We start from the raw sequence: 18803 nt of genomic DNA, 5'->3' as shown, positions 1-18803 counted from the left end.
ATCATTTACAAAAATTAACAATAAGTCCGGGTGAACCGGAAGAGCCTCCCTCGAAGCAGCTGTGGGGGCAGGGCGACGAAACAGGAAACGGGCCATGGGTCAGGCGCAAAGCATCAGGTTATGGCAAGACAGTGAGCTCCCGGAAGAGCGCTCTTTCCGGGAATCCATTCGATACTCCGGCCGCAAGGCAGCGAGAGCGAAAAGCGAACACCGTCGGTTGCAGATTCTCGAAGCCACCTTGCGCATTGCCGCGCGGGATGGGCTGAAGGGCATAAAGCATCGTGCGGTTGCCCGCGAAGCCGGGGTTCCTCTGGCGGCAACAACCTACTATTTCCGTGACATCGAAGAGCTGATCAGCGACTCCTTCATGCTGTTCGCGGAAAAAGCCCGGGAAGAACTCGGCCGCTTCTATGACACGGTGAATCTGGTTCTCGATAACGTGCCGTCGGACGCTCTTGTCCATGGTGGGGCCGGGCGGGCAGCGCTGGCCGCAAGGCTCAGCGCCATTGCGACGGCATACCTGCAGGAGCAGTTCACACAGCGGTGCGAGCAGACGCTGACTGAGCAGGTGTTCCTGATGGAATCGCTCAGAGACGAGCGCCTTGCGGCGCTGGCCCGTAACTATCGCCGTGTATGGGTGGCAGGCCTGGAGCAGATCCTGCAGCGGCTGGATTCTCCGGCGCCGGCGCGGGACGCATCGCTGCTTGTCAGCGTGACGCTTGGGCTGGGGTATGACCACCTGCTGAATAAACGGTATGCGGAGCCGGAAGTTCTTGAACAAGCCGTTCACCGGATGGTGTGTCTGGTGCTGGCTATCTGATGTACCTGTGTGTACCGGATTGTATGAATAATGTACACCATGACCGTCGTCCCGATATTCCCTGTTAAAATGGCCGACACTTGAGCTCAGGTTCGGGCCCTTGCCCGCTGACCTTTTTGTTGAGCCGAATTGACAGGGTTTGCCGAATAATGAAACGTCCACCATCCAGCCGCCGTGTGCTTGCCGGGCTTGCGCTGGCCACTGCCTTCTGTTTGCCAACGCACGGTGTTGCCGGCGGTTTCGATCACACACTGCTGACCAGGCTTTCCGTCGTTGCACCGACGTTAAATGTCGACGTGCTGCAACGGGCGTTGAGGGCATCCGCCTGTGCCGTCAACCAGGGTGTGGTAATGCCCGAGCGTCTGGCCGTTATTGATTTCTCGCGCCCCTCCAGCGAGGAGCGGTTGTGGATCTTTGATCTGCAAAGGGGTGAGCTGGTGCTGCGGGATCTGGTTGCCCATGGCAAGAACTCGGGAATGCTCGAATCTACCGCGTTTTCCAATATCGAAGGCAGCCATCAGTCCAGCATCGGGTTGTTCCGGGCGAGCGAATCCTACCGGGGCCGCCATGGCTACTCCCTGCGATTGGATGGTCTGGAGCCGGGAATCAATGACCTCGCCCGTCAACGGGCCATCGTCATCCACGGCGCCGACTATGTGAATGACGCCTGGGTCAAAGATTATGGCCGCATCGGCCGGAGTCACGGGTGTCCCGCGGTGGATCAGCAGGTCATCCGGCAAGTGGTGGACAATCTCAAAGGCGGCCAGCTGGTGTTCAAATATTTCCCAGACCAGCAATGGCTGCAATCCTCCGGCTATCTGAACTGCGATAGCGGCAGGATGGCAAGCGCTGCGGAGCAGGGTGCCGATCGGAGTTGATAAAAAAGTGGTTGACGACCGCGATCGAATCCGTAGAATACGCCTCCGTTGTCGGCATCAAGCCAGCAGCGCAAAGCGGGAATAGCTCAGTTGGTAGAGCACAACCTTGCCAAGGTTGGGGTCGCGAGTTCGAATCTCGTTTCCCGCTCCAGATTCCGGAAACCCGGCCCTTAAAACGGCCGGGTTTCTTCGTTCTGGCCCCCACCAAATCCACGTATAGCCGGTGAACTCGGGTATACTCTACGCCCGTGCTTTTCATTGCCGCTGCCCGTGGGAGTCATTGTGCGAGTCCATTCCCTGTTTCTTTACCCCGTCAAATCCCTCGCCGGGATACCCGTTTCCTCGTTCGTCATGGACGATTTTGGCCCGCAAGGTGATCGTCGCTGGATGATCGTTGATAGCGAACGGCAGTTTGTCACCCAACGGAATTTTCCTGAGCTGGCGAGGGTCAGCACTGCGATTGAGCAGGACTGTGTTACGGTAAGCGTTCCCGGAGAGGGGGCGTTCCGGCTGCAAGCGACGGATACGGGCGTGCGCGTGCGGGTATGGCAGGATTGGGTCGACGCATTCGTCGGTGCCGAAGATGCATCGGCGGCTCTGAGCCGTTTTTGCGGCACGGCACTTCAGTTCGTCTTTATGCCGGACGCTACCTTTCGCAGGGTCGATGCCGGACGGGTTTCAGAGGTTCGCCGTGTCAGTTTTGCCGATGGATTTCCATTCCTGGTCACCAATCTGGCTTCCCTTGAAGAGCTGAACAGTCGCTTGCCGGCGCCCGTCGAAATGCGCCGTTTTCGTCCTAACATTGTGGTGGAGGGCGCCGAACCCTGGCAGGAAGATGACTGGCGTCAAATTGATATTGGCCAGCAGTCGTTCAGTCTTGTCAAACCCTGTTCCCGGTGTGTAATGACCACGGTCGATCCTGATACCGGAGTGAAGGATGCAGCTCTCCAGCCCCTGCGAACGCTGGGGCAATACCGACGCACTGATGACGGCGTCATCTTCGGCATGAATGCCATTCACCAGTCACCCGGCAGGATCAGCGTGGGTGACCCGGTCAATAACAGAATCACGGAGTAACATCAGGTGCCATTGTTAACGCTCGACGCCATTTCGCTGGCTTTTGGTATGCAGCCCTTGCTGGATCAGGCCTCGCTGAATATTGAAGCGGGGGAACGGGTGTGTCTGCTGGGCCGCAATGGGGAGGGTAAATCCACACTGCTGAAGGTGGTCAGCGGCGAGGTCACGCCCGATGGCGGCGTTGTCCGGCTGGAGGAGGGCGCGGTGCTGGCGGTGCTGCCGCAGAATCTGCCGGCCAGTGACGCCCGCACCGCCTATGAGGTGGTTGCCAGTGCCTTCCCCGAAACCGGTGACCTGCTCGCTCGCTTTCATACGCTTTCTCAACAGGCGGATGAGGCAAGCCTGGAAGAGCTGATGAAGGTTCAGGAGCGACTGGAAGCCCTTGATGGCTGGCGTCTGGATCAGAAGGTGGGTGCGATCCTTGCCCAGTACCGCGTTGATCCGGAGCAGCAGCTGAACACGCTGTCTGGCGGATGGCAGCGTCGGGTCCTGCTGGCGAAAGCACTGGTGGCGGAGCCGGACATCCTTTTGCTCGACGAGCCCACCAACCACCTCGATGTGCCTGCCATTGCCTGGCTGGAAGAGGCCCTTGGCCAGTTTCGCGGCGCGATGCTGTTTGTCAGCCATGATCGGGCCTTCATTCGCAGGATGGCCACCCGGGTTGTCGAGCTCGCTCGGGGCAAGTTGGTCAGCTTCTCGGCAACCTATGACAAATATCTGGAATTGAAAGAAAAGGCGCTGGAGGAAGAGGAGCGCCAGAACGCGCTTTTTGACAAGCGCCTCAAACAGGAGGAGGCCTGGATCCGTCAGGGGATCAAGGCGCGGCGCACCCGTAACATGGGGCGGGTCAGGGCGCTGAAAGCCATGCGTGAGGAACACCGTCAGCGCCGGGTTCGTGGCGGTACCGCAAGCTTTGCGGTGGAGGACGCTGCGCGCTCCGGCAAGCTCGTGGTGGAGGCCCGGGAAGCCGGTTTCCGCTACCCCGATGGCTCGTCAGTGATCAGTGATATGAATCTCACGGTGCTTCGGGGTGACAAGATCGGACTGGTGGGGGAGAACGGCACCGGGAAAACCACCCTGGTCAGGCTGTTGCTCGGGGATCTCAAGCCGACGGAAGGCAGTATCCGGCTTGGCACCAACCTGGAGGTGGCCTATTTTGATCAGCTCCGCGGCGAGCTGGATCTTGAGCGAAACGCCCTGGACAACCTCTCGGAAGGGCGGGAGTTCATCGACATCAACGGTCAGAGCAAACACGTGCTGGGGTATCTGCAGGAATTCCTGTTCAGCCCGCAACGGGCCCGTTCACCGGTCAGTGTTTTCTCCGGAGGCGAGCGCGCGCGACTACTGCTGGCGAAACTGTTCAGCAAGCCTGCCAATATTCTGGTGCTTGATGAACCAACCAACGATCTGGATGTGGAAACGCTTGAGCTTCTGGAAGCGCAACTGGTGGAGTTCAAAGGCACGGTCATCGTGATCAGTCACGATCGGGAGTTCCTGGACAACGTGGTCACCGACACCATCTTCCTGGATGGCAGTGGCAGGGTGCAGGAATTTGTTGGCGGATACTCCGACTGGCGGCGCCAGGGTGGCTCGTTTCCCACCGAGCAGAAAGGAGGTCGTCAGGAGAAGGCGGCGAAGCCCCAGCAAGCATCGGAGCCGGCAAAGAAAAATGCCGGAGCTGTGGCAGACTCCACAAAAACGAAACCAGTTAAACTCAGTTACAAGCTAAAGCTTGAGCTTGAAGAATTACCGGGCAAAATTGAGACTCTGGAGAACGAGGTGGAGTCGCTGCAGGCGGCCATCGCGGATCCGGAATTTTATTCAGGCCCACCGAACGAAGTCTCGGCTACTCTGGAAGCGTTGACGGAGAAGGAATCCCGTCTGGAGCAGGTTATCGAGCGGTGGATGGAGCTGGAAGAACAGGCCAATCAATGAACGTTAACTATAATTTCAAGTTTCAGGATGGGCGTCAGGTTGAATTCAGGGTCACAGACCAGCCCGCCCGTGTGGAATCGCCGTTGCCTTCCTGGACCCGACTGGAGCACTGTCAGTGCTCCAACTGTCCGCTCAAGCCGGCAGACACCCCGCATTGCCCCGCGGCCGTCGAGATTCTTCCGGTGGTCAATGAGTTCCAGGACCAGGACGCCTATCAGAAAGTGGAGGTGTCGGTGACCGACGAGCGCCGCACCTACTCCAAGAGTACGGCACTGGAAGAGGCCCTGCGATCCCTGCTGGGGCTGAAAATGGCCACCAGTGGCTGCCCCGTTCTGGGTGAGCTGAAACCGATGGCGGTGCACCATCTGCCATTTGCCAGTACCGATGAATTCATCATGCGAAGCGTGTCCCATTACCTGCTTCAGCAGTATTTCGCCAAGCGCAATCACCGCGAGCCGGATTGGGACCTCAAGGGGTTGGTGGAGCGGAATCAGCGCTTGCAGCTGGTCAACCAGGCGCTGTGGCAACGGATTCACTCCGTCTGCAAAGGGGACAGCAACCTGAAGGCACTGCTGAATTTCTTTTCCATGGCTTCCAGTGTCAGTTTTTCGCTGGAAAGCCAGCTGCGCAAGCTGGAAAGCAAAATGGAAGGCAGCGCCGAGTAGCGCAGCGCAAGGGCCCGGTTTCGATCGCCGGAACCGGGCGCGGTCGCGTCAATGGATGCGAACCGCCAGAACGTCGCACTCGGTCCCGTGCAGCACGCCATTTGCCGTGGACCCGAGCAATAGCTGAAAGCCTTTGCGCCCGTGGCTGCCGACAATCACCAGATCAACCTGGTGTTCTTTGGCAAGCCGGTGGATTTCCGACTCAGGCCGCCCGACACTGACCACCTGGTGTTCTTTGCTCACACCATACTGATCCCCATACGCCGTCAGTTGCTCGTGTGCGGCTTTGTCGAGCTGGTCCTGCAGCTCTGTCAGATCCATCGGAATATCCCCGCCATAGGCATAGCCCACCGGTTCCACCACATGAACCAGCAGCAGCTGGGCACCGTGGGCCTTGCTGATCTCCATCGCCTTGTTCAAAACCTGTGGCGCTTCCTCGGTGAGGTCTATCGCAACCAGCACTTTCTGATACGTTCCCATCCCATTGCTCCTTCGCGAACAGAGTGTTGTCTTAAAGCATAACAATGAACTCAGGATAGTCGAGTGGACTGGGTGCGGAAGTGACTGATATCAAAATACAGACGATCAGTGCGGGGTTAGGGGAGGAGCGAGAGGCCGCAAGGTTGCGGCCCCGGAGCAATCAGGCGTTTTCCTGAAGCAGTTCGATGGTGGTCGAGAGCCCCTGGAGAATACCTTTGGAATAACGATCAATGACGAACGATACGTTGTTGTCGTTGTAGTTGATGTAAGAGCCGCGGATGAACTGCCACTTGGAAGCAACATCGTCCAGGGCGGACTTCAACTGCCCTTCACTGGCACCCTTGTTGATTTCGCCCAACAGCGTGTCAAATTCAAGCGCCTGCTGATCAAGCGGCTTCTCTGAGGAGGAACCCTGGAATGTCTGCGCCACGGTGGAGTGGGTGCGGGCCGAATACTTGGCCATCATCTGAGCCAGGGTAATGGCAGCGGAGCGTGCGGCTTCTACCCGCGGGTTAACCGAGATTTGGCTGCTCTCAAGGGCAACCTGATAAAGCTCGGTGGCCATTTCACTGATCGTCGCCGCCTGATTTGCCATATCTGAAACCAGTCGAAGATCGGGGTAACCGGTATTGCGTACGTCGTTGATGTTGTCGCGCATCAGGTTCTTGAAGATGTCAAACTGCTGGTTCAGCCCTTCCACTTCGTCTTCACTGAGCACGCCAGCGGTGCTGGCGGCCAGATCGTTCATGGCGGTGTTAGCCATATTGATGCCACCAACAATCTCGTTGAGTGTATCGGTGTCACCGTTTGCACTGAAGCGGTAATAGGCATCCAGGGCCAGGTAATTGCTGACGCGGAAGCTGTGCAGATTTGCAAGAAATCCGTCTCCGGTTTCTGCCCGGGCCGTGAGGGAGGTAAGGGCAAGCAGAATCAGGGCTGCCACCAGTGAGCGTACCCGCAGGCGAGCGTCATTCATCGGATAGGTCTCCGTACATGGGTGTTATTATTGTGGACTAAAGTCTCAGACCGAAGGTAAAGTAACTCAGCCGGCCAATCAAGCGGTTTTCCTGCCGGCGTCTCAGGCAAATGTAAAGAACTGACAAATTTGCGTGACGAAGTTCCGGATTCTTGCTCAACCCCGGATGTACTGCACTGATAAAACAACAAATCCGCTTTACCAGCTTCCTGGCGCCTTCCTGCATAGTGAAGACTTTTGCGCCGTTTCTACCAGAAACAAATTGACAAATGAGCTGTTTTTTTTCATCGTGTGTGCCCACGATTCAAACGACTGTATGAATTTTGAATCGATTTATCGGGCAGTGACCGAAATCTCGCTGCATCCGCAGGCGTCCGTCAGCCTCTTATAGCCGGCGGGACGTTTGCAGGCAGTTCCAAACACAGACTGGAGATCAGTTGATGATTTACGAAGGTAAAGCCATCACGGTTAAAGAGATCGAAGGCGGGATCGCTCAGTTGGACTTTGACTTGCAGGGCGAGTCTGTCAACAAGTTCAACCGTCTCACCATCGAAGAACTGGGCGCCGCAGCTGACGCACTCAAATCCCAGAAGAATCTGAAGGGCCTGGTGGTAACCAGCTCCAAGGACAGTTTTATTGTTGGTGCCGACATCACGGAGTTCACCGAGCTGTTTGCCGGTTCCGAGGAAGACCTTGTTGCCAACAACCTGAAGGCCAACGACGTTTTCAACGCCATTGAAGACCTGCCGTTCCCGACCGTAACTGCCATTAATGGTATCGCTCTGGGTGGTGGTTTCGAGATGTGTCTGGCAACCGACTACCGTGTGATGGCTCCCAAGGCCAAGGTAGGTCTGCCGGAAGTGAAGCTGGGTATCTTCCCGGGCTTCGGCGGCACTGTTCGTCTGTCCCGTTTGGTAGGCGTGGACAACGCCATTGAATGGATCAGCGGCGGCACCGAGAACCGCGCTGATGCGGCGTTGAAAGTAGGTGCTGTTGACGCTGTTGTTGAAGCTGACAAGCTGGTGGCAGCTGCCGTTGCAATCATTGAACAGTGCAACGAAGGCAAGCTGGATAATCAGGCGCGGCGCGAAGAAAAGAAAGGCAAGATCAAGCTCAACGCCATGGAAAGCATGATGGCGTTCGAGATTTCCAAGGCGTTCGTTGCCGGCAAGGCTGGCAAGAACTATCCGGCGCCGGTGGAAGCCATCAAGACCATGCAGAAGCATGCCGGCATGACCCGCGACAAGGCGATCGAAGTCGAAGCCAAAGGCTTTGCCAAGATGGCCAAGACCAACGTTGCCGCGTGTCTGGTTGGTCTGTTCCTGAACGATCAGGCGCTCAAGAAGAAAGCCAGCGCCTGGGAGAAAGAAGCCAACGATGTGAAACTGGCGGCTGTTCTGGGTGCCGGTATCATGGGTGGTGGCGTGGCTTATCAGTCTGCACTGAAAGGCACTCCGATCATCATGAAGGACATCGCCCAGGAAGGTATTGCCCTGGGTCTGAAGGAAGCCAAGAAGCTTCTGTCCAAACGCGTTGACAAAGGCAAGATGGACGCCGGCAAGATGGCCGACGTTCTCAACAGCATCACCCCGACCCTGAACTACGGCGATTTCAAGAACGTAGACCTGGTGGTTGAAGCGGTTGTTGAAAATCCGAAGGTGAAGGACGCGGTACTGCGTGAGACCGAGGATGCGGTTCGCGAAGATGCGATCCTGACCTCCAACACCTCCACCATTTCCATCGACCTTCTGGCCAAGAACCTGAAGCGTCCGGAAAACTTCTGCGGCATGCACTTCTTTAACCCGGTGCACATGATGCCGCTGGTTGAGGTTATCCGCGGCAAGAAGACCAGTGATCGTGCGATCGCCACCACCGTAGCCTATGCCAAGGCCATGGGTAAGACCCCGATCGTGGTAAACGATTGCCCGGGCTTCCTGGTGAACCGCGTTCTGTTCCCGTACTTTGGCGGTTTCATTGGCCTGGTACGTGACGGTGCTGACTTCCAGCACGTCGATAAGGTTATGGAAAAGTTCGGCTGGCCGATGGGGCCTGCCTATCTGCTGGACGTTGTGGGCATGGATACCGGTAAGCATGCCGGTGAAGTGATGGCCGACGGCTTCCCGGACCGCATGAAGCACGAAGGTACCACTGCCATTGACGTAATGTTCGATAACAACCGTTACGGACAGAAGAACGACAAGGGCTTTTACAAGTACGAACTGGACCGCAAGGGCAAGCAGAAGAAGGTGGTCGATGAAGAGACCTACAAGCTGCTTGAGCCGGTTGTTCAGGGTAAGAACGATTTCAGTGACGAAGACATCATCGCCCGCATGATGATTCCTCTGTGCCTGGAAACCGTTCGCTGCCTGGAAGATGGCATTGTCGAAGATCCGGCAGATGCTGATATGGGCCTGATCTTCGGTATCGGCTTCCCGCCGTTCCGCGGTGGTGCCCTGCGCTATATCGACGACCTGGGTGTAGACAAGTTCGTCGAACTGGCAGACAAGTTTGCAGACCTTGGTCCTCTGTATCACCCGACCGAGAAGCTGCGTGAAATGGCCAAGACTGGCGAAAAGTTCTTTGGCTAACCCTGAACGAGATTTCCGAACGGAGAAAGATCTATGAGCCTTAATCCGAGAGACGTTGTCGTCGTCGATTGCGTGCGGACTCCGATGGGTCGTGCCAAAAATGGTTGCTTCCGCAACGTGCGTGCCGAGACTCTGTCTGCCGCCCTGATCGAAGCACTGTTTGAGCGCAACCCGAAGCTCGACCCGAAAGAAGTTGAAGACGTGATCTGGGGCTGTGTAAACCAGACCAAAGAGCAGGGCTTCAACGTGGCGCGTCAGATTTCACTGCTGACCCGCATCCCCCACGAGTCTGCAGCGCAGACCGTGAACCGTCTGTGTGGCTCTGCGATGACCGCTATCCACACGGCTGCTCAGGCGATCCAGACCGGTAACGGTGATGTGTTCGTTATCGGCGGTGTTGAGCACATGGGCCACGTGCCGATGACTGCAGGTTTCGACCACAACCCGGCCGCGTCCAAGTACACCGCCAAGGCTTCCAACATGATGGGCCTGACCGCGGAAATGCTGGCGAAGATGCACGGCATCACCCGTGAGCAGCAGGACGAATTTGGCGCCCGTTCTCACCGTCTGGCCCACGAAGCGACCGTTGAAGGCCGCTTCAAGAACGAAATCGTGCCCATCGAAGGTCATGATGAGAATGGCTTCAAGGTGCTGATCGAGACCGACGAAACCATTCGTCCTGAAACCACCGCTGAGTCCCTGGGCCAGCTGAAGCCGGCGTTTGATCCGAAGAACGGTACCGTCACTGCCGGTACCTCCTCGCAGCTGACCGACGGTGCCGCTGCCATGGTGCTGATGTCCGCCGAGCGTGCTGAAGCACTGGGCCTGAAGCCGATTGCCAAGATTCGTAGCATGGCCGTTGCCGGCTGCGATCCCGCGATCATGGGCTACGGTCCGGTTCCGGCCACCAAGAAGGCGCTCAAGCGTGCAGGCCTGAAAGTCGAAGATATCGACTTCTGGGAACTGAACGAAGCCTTTGCTGGCCAGTCGCTGCCGGTTCTGAAAGACCTCAAGCTGCTGGGCGTGATGGAAGAAAAAGTGAACCTGAACGGCGGTGCGATTGCCCTGGGTCATCCGCTGGGCTGCTCTGGTGCGCGTATCTCCACAACCCTGCTGAACGTCATGCAGGCCAAAGGCGGTAAGCTTGGTGTATCCACCATGTGTATCGGCCTGGGTCAGGGCATTGCGACAGTCTGGGAGCGTCTCTGATTCGCTAGGCCGAATCGGTAGCGCAGTCCTGAAGGCCCGGCAATTGCCGGGCCTTCCTGTTTATGCTTCATTTAAAAAAAGCGGGAATGAATCCAAAGAATGGGTTGTCTTGCTTTTGTTGACCCTGTAAAACAATGCACCTATACAATGCTGCGGCTATCCTGTGTTTTCTAGCCGACTGATTTTACAGCGAGTTTACGGTTTGCTGATTTATTAACCGATTATCGCCAAGGATACAGATCTCCGATATGGGTAAAAGCCTCGTTATTGTCGAGTCGCCTGCTAAAGCGAAGACCATCAACAAGTACCTGGGCTCCGACTTCATCGTGAAGTCGAGCGTCGGGCACATTCGTGATCTTCCGGTCAGCGGCAGTGGCTCTCAGTCAGACCCCAAAGAGCGCGCGAAACAGGCGGCGATAACACGCAAGATGAGTCCGGAAGAAAAGGCGGCTCACAAAAAGCGTAAGGCACGGGAACAACTGGTTGCCCGCATGGGCGTTGACCCCGACCAGGACTGGAGTGCCCGTTACGAAATCCTGCCCGGCAAGGAAAAGGTCGTCAGCGAACTCAAGCGATTGGCCAAGTCCGCCGACCATATCTACCTCGCAACGGATTTGGACCGTGAAGGGGAGGCGATTGCCTGGCACCTCCAGCAAACCATTGGCGGTGAGGCCGACAAGTACCGCCGTGTAGTGTTTAACGAGATTACCAAGCGCGCGATCCAGGCGGCATTCGAGGATCCGGGCTCGCTCGACAACAACCGGGTTAATGCACAGCAGGCCCGGCGTTTCCTGGATCGGGTGGTCGGGTACATGGTGTCGCCGCTGCTGTGGGCGAAGATTGCCCGCGGACTGTCCGCAGGCCGGGTGCAGTCGGTTGCCGTGCGGCTGATCGTCGAGCGTGAGCGGGAAATCCGCAAGTTCATTCCGGAAGAGTTCTGGCAGTTGCACGCCGACCTGGGCGCGAAACAGGCCAAGGAGCCGGTGCGGTTCGAGGTGACTCGCTACCTGGACAAACCGTACCGCCCGGTGAATGAGCAGCAGAGCAGCGAGCACGTGGCGCGCCTGAAAGAAGGTTCGTTCCGTGTTGCCAAACGTGAAGACAAGCCAACCCGGTCCCGGCCCTCGGCGCCGTTCATTACGTCCACGCTGCAGCAGGCGGCCAGCAACCGCATGGGCTTCAGTGTAAAGAAAACCATGATGCTTGCGCAGCGCCTCTACGAGGCAGGCTACATCACCTACATGCGGACGGATTCCACTAACCTGAGCCAGGATGCCGTCAGCAGCTGCCGGGAGTTCGTCAAGAAGCAGTTCGGCGACAGGTACCTGCCGGAGAAACCCCGGGTATACGGCAGCAAGGAAGGCGCCCAGGAAGCCCACGAAGCGATCCGGCCGACCGAGGTAAGTCGCAGGCCGACCGAGATCAGCGGCCTGGAGAAAGACGCCGAAAAGCTCTATGACCTGATCTGGCGCCAGTTTATCGCCTGTCAGATGGCGGACGCTGAATTCCTGAGCACCTCTATTGTGGTTGCCAACGGCGACTACGAGTTGCGCACCCGTGGTCGTATCATCAAGTTTGAGGGTTTCCTCAAGGTCGCGCCGCAGTCCGCGAAAAAAGATGAAGACGTGGCGCTGCCCGATATCAAGGTAGACGAGCCGCTGGATCTGGCAAAGCTGGATCCGACACAGCATTTCACCAAGCCGGCGCCCCGATACACGGAAGCCAGCCTGGTCAAGGAGCTGGAAAAGCAGGGGATTGGTCGCCCATCCACATACGCCTCCATTATCTCCACCATCCAGGATCGGGGCTATGTCCGGCTGCAGAATCGCCGATTCTACGCCGAGAAAATGGGCGAAATCGTAACTGAGCGCCTGTCAGAGTCGTTCCCGAACCTGATGGATTTCGATTTCACCGCGAAGATGGAAGGCGAGCTCGACGACATCGCCGAAGGTGAGGTGCAGTGGAAGAAGGTCCTCAACGATTTCTACGGTCGTTTCCGCAAGCAGTTGGAAACAGCCGAAAGCAGTGACGAAGGGGGGATGCGCGCCAACACCCCAACAGAGACGGATATTCCGTGCCCCACCTGCAGTCGCCCGATGCAAATTCGTGTTGCCAGTACCGGGGTTTTCCTTGGCTGCTCCGGTTACTCGCTGCCGCCCAAAGAGCGTTGCAAGACCACCATCAATCTGGTGTCAGGGGATGAAGTCGTCAGTGCTGACGACGATGTCGAAGGTGAGGGCGAAACCCGCCTGCTGCGCAAAAAACGCCGTTGCCCCAAGTGTGGCACCGCGATGGACAGCTATCTGGTGGATGAGGGGCGCAAGCTGCATGTATGCGGTAACAACCCTGACTGTTCCGGTTTTGAAGTGGAAACCGGTACCTTCCGCATCAAGGGTTACGAAGGCCCGACCCTGGAATGCGACAAGTGCGGTTCCGAAATGCAGCTGAAAACCGGTCGTTTCGGCAAGTACTTCGGCTGTACCAATACCGAGTGCAAGAACACCCGCAAGTTGCTCAAGAGCGGCGAGCCGGCTCCCCCCAAGATGGATCCGGTCCCGATGCCGGAACTGCCGTGCCAGAAGGTAGAGGATACCTACGTGCTGCGTGACGGTGCGTCCGGACTGTTCCTGGCGGCCAGCAAATTCCCGAAGAACCGGGAAACCCGGCCGCCGCTGGTGATGGAGATCAAGCCTCACCGTAAGGAGATTGATCCCAAGTATGATTACTTGATGGACGCGCCCGAGCGGGATCCGGAAGGGAACCCAACGGTGATTCGCTTCAGCCGTAAGAGCAAGGAGCAGTACGTCATGTCCGAAAAAGAGGGCAAGGCGACGGGCTGGTCAGCGTGGTATGTCAACGGTAAGTGGCAGCCGAAGGAAAAGTAGCGGATTGATGCCTTGCCCCTCTGCCGTCGGCGAGAGGGGGCATCCGACGCTACCGGAATTTTCGCAGGCGCTGGATCAGGGATGAGGTGTCCCAGCGGTTGCCGCCGATGGACTGAACGTCGGCATAGAACTGATCTACCAGTGCGGTGACCGGCAGGGACGCGTTCACCTTGCGTGCTTCCTCAAGACAGATCCCCAGATCCTTGCGCATCCAGTCGACCGCGAATCCGTAGTCGAACTTGCCGTCGATCATCGTCCCCGAACGGTTTTCCATCTGCCACGACTGGGCCGCGCCTTTGGAAATTACGTCGACTACTTTGCGCACATCCAGTTCCGCCTGTTCGGCAAAATGCAGGGCCTCCGACAGCCCCTGCACCAGGCCGGCAATGGCAATCTGGTTGACCATTTTGGTCTTCTGGCCGCTACCGGCCGGCCCCATCAGGTTCAGTGCCCGGGCGTAGTGCTCCAGAACCGGGCGGGCGCGTTCGAAAACCTTGGGGTCGCCGCCGCACATGATGGTGAGCTGGCCATTTTCAGCACCCTGCTGTCCCCCTGACACCGGAGCATCAATAAAGCCCTGCTGGCGCCCGGCGGCAAGGGCCGCAAGTTGCTCGGCAATGCCGGCGGAAGCGGTGGTGTGATCCACCAGGATGGCGCCTTCTGGCGCGTTTGCAATGATGCCCTCATCGCCCTGATAGACGGCTTCCAGATCTTTGTCGGCGCCAACACAGGTCAGCACGATGTCCGCGTTGTTTACCGCATCGGCGATGGAGGAGCAGGCCGTACCGGAATATTCAGCGGCCCAGGTCTCGGCTTTGGCGCGGCTGCGGTTCCATACGTTGACGTCCAGGCCCGCACGGGCAAGGTGTCCGGCCATCGGGTAACCCATTACGCCGAGTCCGATAAAAGCCGCTCTGATAGTCATGCATCATCTCCCGCTGTTGTTATGGTGGTTTTAACTTATCACAGGGGCTGACGGTCAGGCACAAAAAAGGCCGCTGATTCAGCGGCCTTTTTGCGTCCATTTCCGAAATGCCGATTACTTCTTGGGGTAATCGCGAGTATCGGAGCCGGTGTACAGCTGGCGCGGACGGCCAATGCGGTAATCGCCTGAGACCATCTCGTTCCAGTGAGAGAACCAGCCGATGGTACGGGACATGGCGAAGATCACCGTGAACATTGACGTCGGAATGCCAATGGCCTTGAGGATGAGACCGGAGTAGAAGTCGACGTTCGGGTACAGCTTGCGCTTGACGAAATATTCGTCTTCCAGTGCAATCTTTTCCAGACGCTGGGCAATCTTCAGCAGCGGGTCGTTCTCCAGTCCCAGTTCAGACAGGACTTCGTGCGCTGTCTGTGCCATCACCTTGGCACGGGGATCGAAGTTTTTGTATACCCGGTGGCCGAAGCCCATCAGGCGGAATGGGTCGTCCTTGTCCTTGGCCTTGGCAATGAACTTCTCGATGTTTTTCTCGTCACCGATTTCCGCGAGCATGTCCAGAACTGCTTCGTTGGCGCCGCCGTGTGCCGGGCCCCACAGAGCGGCAATGCCGGATGCGATGCAGGCGTAGGGGTTGGCGCCGGTGGAGCCGGCCAGACGCACGGTGGAGGTCGAGGCGTTCTGCTCGTGATCCGCATGCAGAATGAAGATCTTGTCCATGGCTTTGGCCAGGATCGGGTTCGGCTTGTATTCCTCGCAAGGCACGCCGAACATCATCTGCAGGAAGTTCTCGGAATAGGAGAGGTCGTTACGCGGGTACATGAACGGCTGACCGAGACTGTACTTGTAACACCAGGCTGCGATGGTCGGCATTTTCGCGATCAGGCGATGCGCGGTGATCTCCCGCTGTTCCTGACTGGTGACGTCCATCTGGTCGTGATAGAACGCGGAGAGGGCGCCGACCACGCCGCACATGATCGCCATCGGGTGTGCGTCACGACGGAAACCCTGGAAGAAGTTCCGCATCTGGTCGTGCAGCATCGTGTGGTTTTTGATGGTGTCGTGGAATTTGCGGTTTTCCTCGGCGGTAGGCAGCTCGCCGTGAAGCAGCAGGTAACACACTTCCAGGTAGTCGGAGTGCTCTGCCAGTTGTTCTATCGGGTAGCCGCGGTGCAGGAGAACACCGTTTGCGCCATCGATGTAGGTGATCTTCGATTCGCAGGCCGCCGTTGATACGAAGCCCGGGTCATAGGTAAAAACGCCTTCCTGGACGAGGCCTCGTACGTCGATAACGTCAGGGCCGACGGTGCCTGAGTAAACCGGTAGCTCAATGGACTTGTCACCCACCGAGAGCGTGGCTTTCCTGTCGGTCATGGTGCTCTCCTATTTATCAGCTTTAAAGCTTTATCTACGTTTATAGATGCGCTTGGAAGGCGCGTATTATCGCAAAACTGGCGGCAAAATATAGGGCGTTGGCTTTTTTTGTCAATGCATGAGGGCGGAAAAGCCGATATTTGACAAATCCTGTAAATGAGGGAAATCCCGAATGCGACCGTTACCGGGTTCAAATTGAATTTGTCAATCATCCATATAGCGACTGTGGGGCCGCTGTTTACGGGCATTCGGCGAAGTTGCGCGTTTGTAATTAAGGGGGGTACTCCTTATAATCCGTAGCCCGGAATCGGGGATATACCTTGCCTTTATGCCAACGTCGGCAGGTGGTGCGGGGTGTCTTCTCCCTCCTGAGCCAATCGTGTGCGGGTTTCGCCGGCACGCTGATCCATTACATACCAACCATCCGCATCGGTCTTTCCGGCCGCCTGTGGAACCAAAAGAGAGTGTGAGAGCGCTGTGAATAGCAAACGACCAGTTAATCTCGATCTCGGCAAGTTTCATTTTCCGCTGCCAGCCATTACGTCCATATTGCACCGTATCAGCGGCATCATCATTTTTGTTGGTGTTGCGTTTCTGCTTTACGGACTCCAGCTTTCCCTGTCCGGGGAAGAAGGCTTCAGTCGAGTCAATGAACTGCTGAACAGCTTCCTGGCGAAGCTGATCATCTGGGGCATTTTGTCTGCTCTGCTGTACCACCTGGTTGCAGGTATCAAGCATTTGTTGATGGATATGGGCATCGGCGAAGAGCTTGAAAGCGGCCGTCTCGCCTCGAAAATCACCATTGTGGTTTCCGTTATTCTGATTGTTCTGGCTGGAGTCTGGGTATGGGCAGCGTAAATAGCGTAACGAATCTTGGCCGTAGCGGTGTCTTCGACTGGCTGATCCAGCGTGTTACCGCTTACGTACTCGCTCTGTACACACTGTTCCTGCTGGGTTTCATGGTGTTCAGTGACATTAATTATGAATCCTGGTCAGCGCTGTTCGGCCAGACCTGGTTCCGCATCTTCACGCTGCTGGCGCTGCTGTCTCTTGGCGCTCACGCCTGGGTAGGACTCTGGACCGTAACGACCGACTATATCAAGGCCATGGCGCCGCGCTTCCTGGTGCAGGCGATTTGTGGTCTGACCATGTTTGTGTATGTGGTCTGGGGCATTCAGATTCTTTGGGGGCTTTAATAGATGGCTAATATCAAGACCATGTCTTACGACGCGATTGTTATCGGTGGTGGCGGTGCCGGTATGCGGGCCGCCCTGCAGCTGACCGAGTCCGGCGTCAACACGGCGTGTATCACCAAGGTTTTTCCAACCCGTTCTCATACGGTATCGGCTCAGGGTGGTATCACCTGTGCCATCGCAAGTGCCGATCCCAACGATGACTGGCGCTGGCACATGTATGACACCGTCAAGGGTTCCGATTACATCGGTGACCAGGACGCCATCGAGTACATGTGTTCCGTAGGCCCCCAGGCGGTCTTTGAGCTGGAGCACATGGGGCTGCCGTTCTCCCGTACCGAGCAGGGCCGCATCTACCAGCGTCCGTTCGGTGGTCAGTCCAAGGGGCCGGATAACCCGACCCAGGCGGCACGGACCTGCGCCGCTGCTGACCGTACCGGTCACGCGCTGCTGCACACTCTCTACCAGGCTAACCTGAAAGGCGGTACCACGTTCCTGAACGAGTGGTACGCGGTGGATCTGGTCAAGAACAGTAAAGATGAAGTGGTCGGTGTTGTTGCCATCGAAATCGAAACCGGTGAAGTGGCCTACATCAAGTCCAAGGCGACCGTACTGGCGACCGGTGGTGCCGGCCGTATCTACGCCTCGACCACCAACGCCCTGATCAATACCGGTGACGGTATCGGCATGGCCCTGCGCGCCGGCTTCCCGGTGCAGGATATGGAAATGTGGCAGTTCCATCCCACCGGTATCCATGGTGCCGGTACACTGGTGACCGAAGGTTGTCGGGGTGAGGGCGGCTATCTGATCAACTCCGAGGGCGAGCGGTTCATGGAGCGTTATGCTCCGAACGCCAAAGACCTCGCGGGTCGCGACGTTGTCGCGCGCTCTATGGTTATCGAAATTCTGGAAGGACGCGGCTGTGGGCCCGAGAAAGATCACGTGCTGCTGAAGCTGGATCACCTCGGTGAAGAAACCCTCAACCTGCGTCTGCCGGGCATCTGTGAGCTGTCACGGACGTTTGCCCACGTGGATCCGGTGAAAGAGCCGATCCCCGTTGTGCCGACCTGTCACTACATGATGGGTGGCATTCCGACCAACGTCGGTGGTCAGGCCCTGACCCAGGACGAGAGCGGCAAAGACAAGCCGATTCCGGGGCTGTTTGCCTGTGGCGAGGCGGCCTGTGTGTCTGTTCACGGCGCCAACCGTCTGGGTGGCAACTCACTGCTGGATCTGGTGGTGTTCGGCCGTGCAGCTGGCCTGCACATTGAAGAGCAGCTGCGTGGCGGTTTTGAAGTCGATGGCGCCAGCGAAGACGACATCAAGCGTGCCATGGCCCGCCTTGATCGCCTGAACAATGCCTCCGAAGGTGAGAGCGTCGCGGACGTCCGCAAGGATCTGCAGAATTGCATGCAGCTGTATTTCGGTGTATTCCGTGATGGCAACAGCATGGAAGAAGGCCTGAAAAAGCTGGAAGCCATTGGCGAGCGTGTTCGCAAAACCAAGCTGGCAGACACCAGCAGCGCCTTCAACACCGCCCGTATCGAGGCGCTGGAGCTGGACAACCTCTATGAGGTGGCTCTGGCAACCGCTATTTCGGCGTTCGAGCGCAAGGAAAGCCGCGGTGCCCATGCCCGTAACGACTTCACCGAGCGTGACGACGAGAACTGGCTGAAGCACTCCGTTTACTTCCCGCTTGAGAAGCGTGTTGGAAAGCGCGATGTGAATTTCGCGCCGAAGACTGTGGAAACCTTCCAGCCGAAGGCCCGGACTTACTAAGGGG

15 protein-coding genes and 1 tRNA gene are annotated in these 18803 nt (G+C 57.4%); 12 read left to right on the top strand and 4 right to left on the bottom strand.

Going from position 1 to position 18803, the window contains the following annotated elements:
• Positions 1-94 precede the first annotated feature (94 nt).
• The 6 genes from DYI22_RS02070 to DYI22_RS02045 all read left to right on the top strand — a co-directional run bounded on the left by DYI22_RS02070 (position 95) and on the right by DYI22_RS02045 (position 5375).
• Positions 95-820, top strand: coding sequence for a TetR/AcrR family transcriptional regulator (locus DYI22_RS02070; RefSeq protein ID WP_213476359.1), 726 nt, complete (start codon positions 95-97; stop codon positions 818-820).
• 149 nt (positions 821-969) lie between these two features.
• Positions 970-1698: a murein L,D-transpeptidase catalytic domain family protein gene (locus DYI22_RS02065; protein ID WP_213476358.1), complete on the top strand. Its 729-nt coding sequence runs from the start codon at positions 970-972 to the stop codon at positions 1696-1698.
• A gap of 75 nt (positions 1699-1773) precedes the next feature.
• Positions 1774-1849: transfer RNA gene (locus tag DYI22_RS02060), tRNA-Gly, on the top strand.
• 131 nt (positions 1850-1980) lie between these two features.
• Positions 1981-2775: an MOSC domain-containing protein gene (locus tag DYI22_RS02055; RefSeq protein ID WP_213476357.1), complete on the top strand. Its 795-nt coding sequence runs from the start codon at positions 1981-1983 to the stop codon at positions 2773-2775.
• Positions 2776-2781: 6 nt separating this feature from the next.
• Positions 2782-4710, top strand: a complete 1929-nt coding sequence (locus tag DYI22_RS02050; RefSeq protein ID WP_323132851.1) for an ATP-binding cassette domain-containing protein — start codon at positions 2782-2784, stop codon at positions 4708-4710.
• Positions 4707-5375 (top strand): DUF6901 family protein, encoded by a 669-nt coding sequence (locus DYI22_RS02045; RefSeq protein WP_213476356.1) that lies wholly within the window; start codon positions 4707-4709, stop codon positions 5373-5375. Before DYI22_RS02050 ends, DYI22_RS02045 begins: the two co-directional genes overlap by 4 nt.
• 48 nt (positions 5376-5423) lie before the next feature.
• Here the strand turns inward: DYI22_RS02045 and DYI22_RS02040 are convergent, their stop codons facing one another.
• Positions 5424-5855, bottom strand: coding sequence for a universal stress protein (locus DYI22_RS02040; protein WP_213476355.1), 432 nt, complete (start codon positions 5853-5855; stop codon positions 5424-5426).
• 160 nt (positions 5856-6015) lie between these two features.
• On the bottom strand, positions 6016-6831 hold the full coding sequence (locus tag DYI22_RS02035) for a hypothetical protein (RefSeq protein ID WP_213476354.1): 816 nt from the start codon (positions 6829-6831) through the stop codon (positions 6016-6018).
• Between the two features lie 440 nt (positions 6832-7271).
• Here DYI22_RS02035 and fadB point away from each other — a divergent pair, with 440 nt between their 5' ends.
• The 3 genes from fadB (at position 7272) to topA (ending at position 13513) form a co-directional block, all read left to right on the top strand.
• Entirely contained in the window at positions 7272-9419 is a 2148-nt protein-coding gene (fadB, locus tag DYI22_RS02030) for a fatty acid oxidation complex subunit alpha FadB (protein WP_213476353.1), read from the top strand.
• Positions 9420-9452: 33 nt separating this feature from the next.
• Positions 9453-10628, top strand: a complete 1176-nt coding sequence (gene fadA, locus DYI22_RS02025) for an acetyl-CoA C-acyltransferase FadA (RefSeq protein ID WP_213476352.1) — start codon at positions 9453-9455, stop codon at positions 10626-10628.
• 248 nt (positions 10629-10876) lie between these two features.
• Positions 10877-13513: a type I DNA topoisomerase gene (topA, locus tag DYI22_RS02020; protein ID WP_213476351.1), complete on the top strand. Its 2637-nt coding sequence runs from the start codon at positions 10877-10879 to the stop codon at positions 13511-13513.
• Between the two features lie 49 nt (positions 13514-13562).
• On the opposite strand, the gene DYI22_RS02015 is transcribed toward topA, so the two are convergent.
• Positions 13563-14438, bottom strand: coding sequence for an NAD(P)-dependent oxidoreductase (locus tag DYI22_RS02015; RefSeq protein WP_213476350.1), 876 nt, complete (start codon positions 14436-14438; stop codon positions 13563-13565).
• Positions 14439-14552: 114 nt separating this feature from the next.
• Positions 14553-15827 carry a citrate synthase gene (gltA, locus tag DYI22_RS02010; RefSeq protein WP_213476349.1) on the bottom strand — a complete coding sequence of 425 codons (1275 nt, stop codon included), beginning with the start codon at positions 15825-15827 and terminating at the stop codon, positions 14553-14555.
• Positions 15828-16304: 477 nt separating this feature from the next.
• On the opposite strand from gltA, the gene sdhC reads away from it, so the two are divergent.
• From sdhC to sdhA, 3 genes are read left to right on the top strand one after another with little or no spacing between them, the layout of a single operon-like run.
• Positions 16305-16685, top strand: a complete 381-nt coding sequence (sdhC, locus tag DYI22_RS02005) for a succinate dehydrogenase, cytochrome b556 subunit (protein ID WP_213476348.1) — start codon at positions 16305-16307, stop codon at positions 16683-16685.
• Entirely contained in the window at positions 16673-17023 is a 351-nt protein-coding gene (gene sdhD / locus DYI22_RS02000; protein ID WP_213476347.1) for a succinate dehydrogenase, hydrophobic membrane anchor protein, read from the top strand. Before sdhC ends, sdhD begins: the two co-directional genes overlap by 13 nt.
• 3 nt (positions 17024-17026) lie before the next feature.
• Positions 17027-18799, top strand: a complete 1773-nt coding sequence (sdhA, locus tag DYI22_RS01995) for a succinate dehydrogenase flavoprotein subunit (protein ID WP_213476346.1) — start codon at positions 17027-17029, stop codon at positions 18797-18799.
• Positions 18800-18803 lie beyond the last annotated feature (4 nt).

It is taken from the genome of Marinobacter lipolyticus (assembly GCF_018424605.1).
GTDB classification, from domain to species: domain Bacteria; phylum Pseudomonadota; class Gammaproteobacteria; order Pseudomonadales; family Oleiphilaceae; genus Marinobacter; species Marinobacter lipolyticus_B.
Note: the sequence above shows the minus strand (reverse complement) of the source record. Positions and strands in the feature narration are given on the sequence as shown.

What these genes read in the sequence shown, in the direction of transcription:
- DYI22_RS02045 (WP_213476356.1), top strand. Translation starts at nt 4,707, where the DNA reads ATGAACGTTAACTATAATTTCAAGTTTCAGGATGGGCGTCAGGTTGAA.
- fadB (WP_213476353.1), top strand. Translation starts at nt 7,272, where the DNA reads ATGATTTACGAAGGTAAAGCCATCACGGTTAAAGAGATCGAAGGCGGG.
- DYI22_RS02015 (WP_213476350.1), bottom strand. Translation starts at nt 14,438, where the DNA reads ATGACTATCAGAGCGGCTTTTATCGGACTCGGCGTAATGGGTTACCCG.
- DYI22_RS02040 (WP_213476355.1), bottom strand. Translation starts at nt 5,855, where the DNA reads ATGGGAACGTATCAGAAAGTGCTGGTTGCGATAGACCTCACCGAGGAA.
- sdhD (WP_213476347.1), top strand. Translation starts at nt 16,673, where the DNA reads ATGGGCAGCGTAAATAGCGTAACGAATCTTGGCCGTAGCGGTGTCTTC.
- topA (WP_213476351.1), top strand. Translation starts at nt 10,877, where the DNA reads ATGGGTAAAAGCCTCGTTATTGTCGAGTCGCCTGCTAAAGCGAAGACC.
- gltA (WP_213476349.1), bottom strand. Translation starts at nt 15,827, where the DNA reads ATGACCGACAGGAAAGCCACGCTCTCGGTGGGTGACAAGTCCATTGAG.
- sdhA (WP_213476346.1), top strand. Translation starts at nt 17,027, where the DNA reads ATGGCTAATATCAAGACCATGTCTTACGACGCGATTGTTATCGGTGGT.
- fadA (WP_213476352.1), top strand. Translation starts at nt 9,453, where the DNA reads ATGAGCCTTAATCCGAGAGACGTTGTCGTCGTCGATTGCGTGCGGACT.
- DYI22_RS02070 (WP_213476359.1), top strand. Translation starts at nt 95, where the DNA reads ATGGGTCAGGCGCAAAGCATCAGGTTATGGCAAGACAGTGAGCTCCCG.
- DYI22_RS02065 (WP_213476358.1), top strand. Translation starts at nt 970, where the DNA reads ATGAAACGTCCACCATCCAGCCGCCGTGTGCTTGCCGGGCTTGCGCTG.
- DYI22_RS02035 (WP_213476354.1), bottom strand. Translation starts at nt 6,831, where the DNA reads ATGAATGACGCTCGCCTGCGGGTACGCTCACTGGTGGCAGCCCTGATT.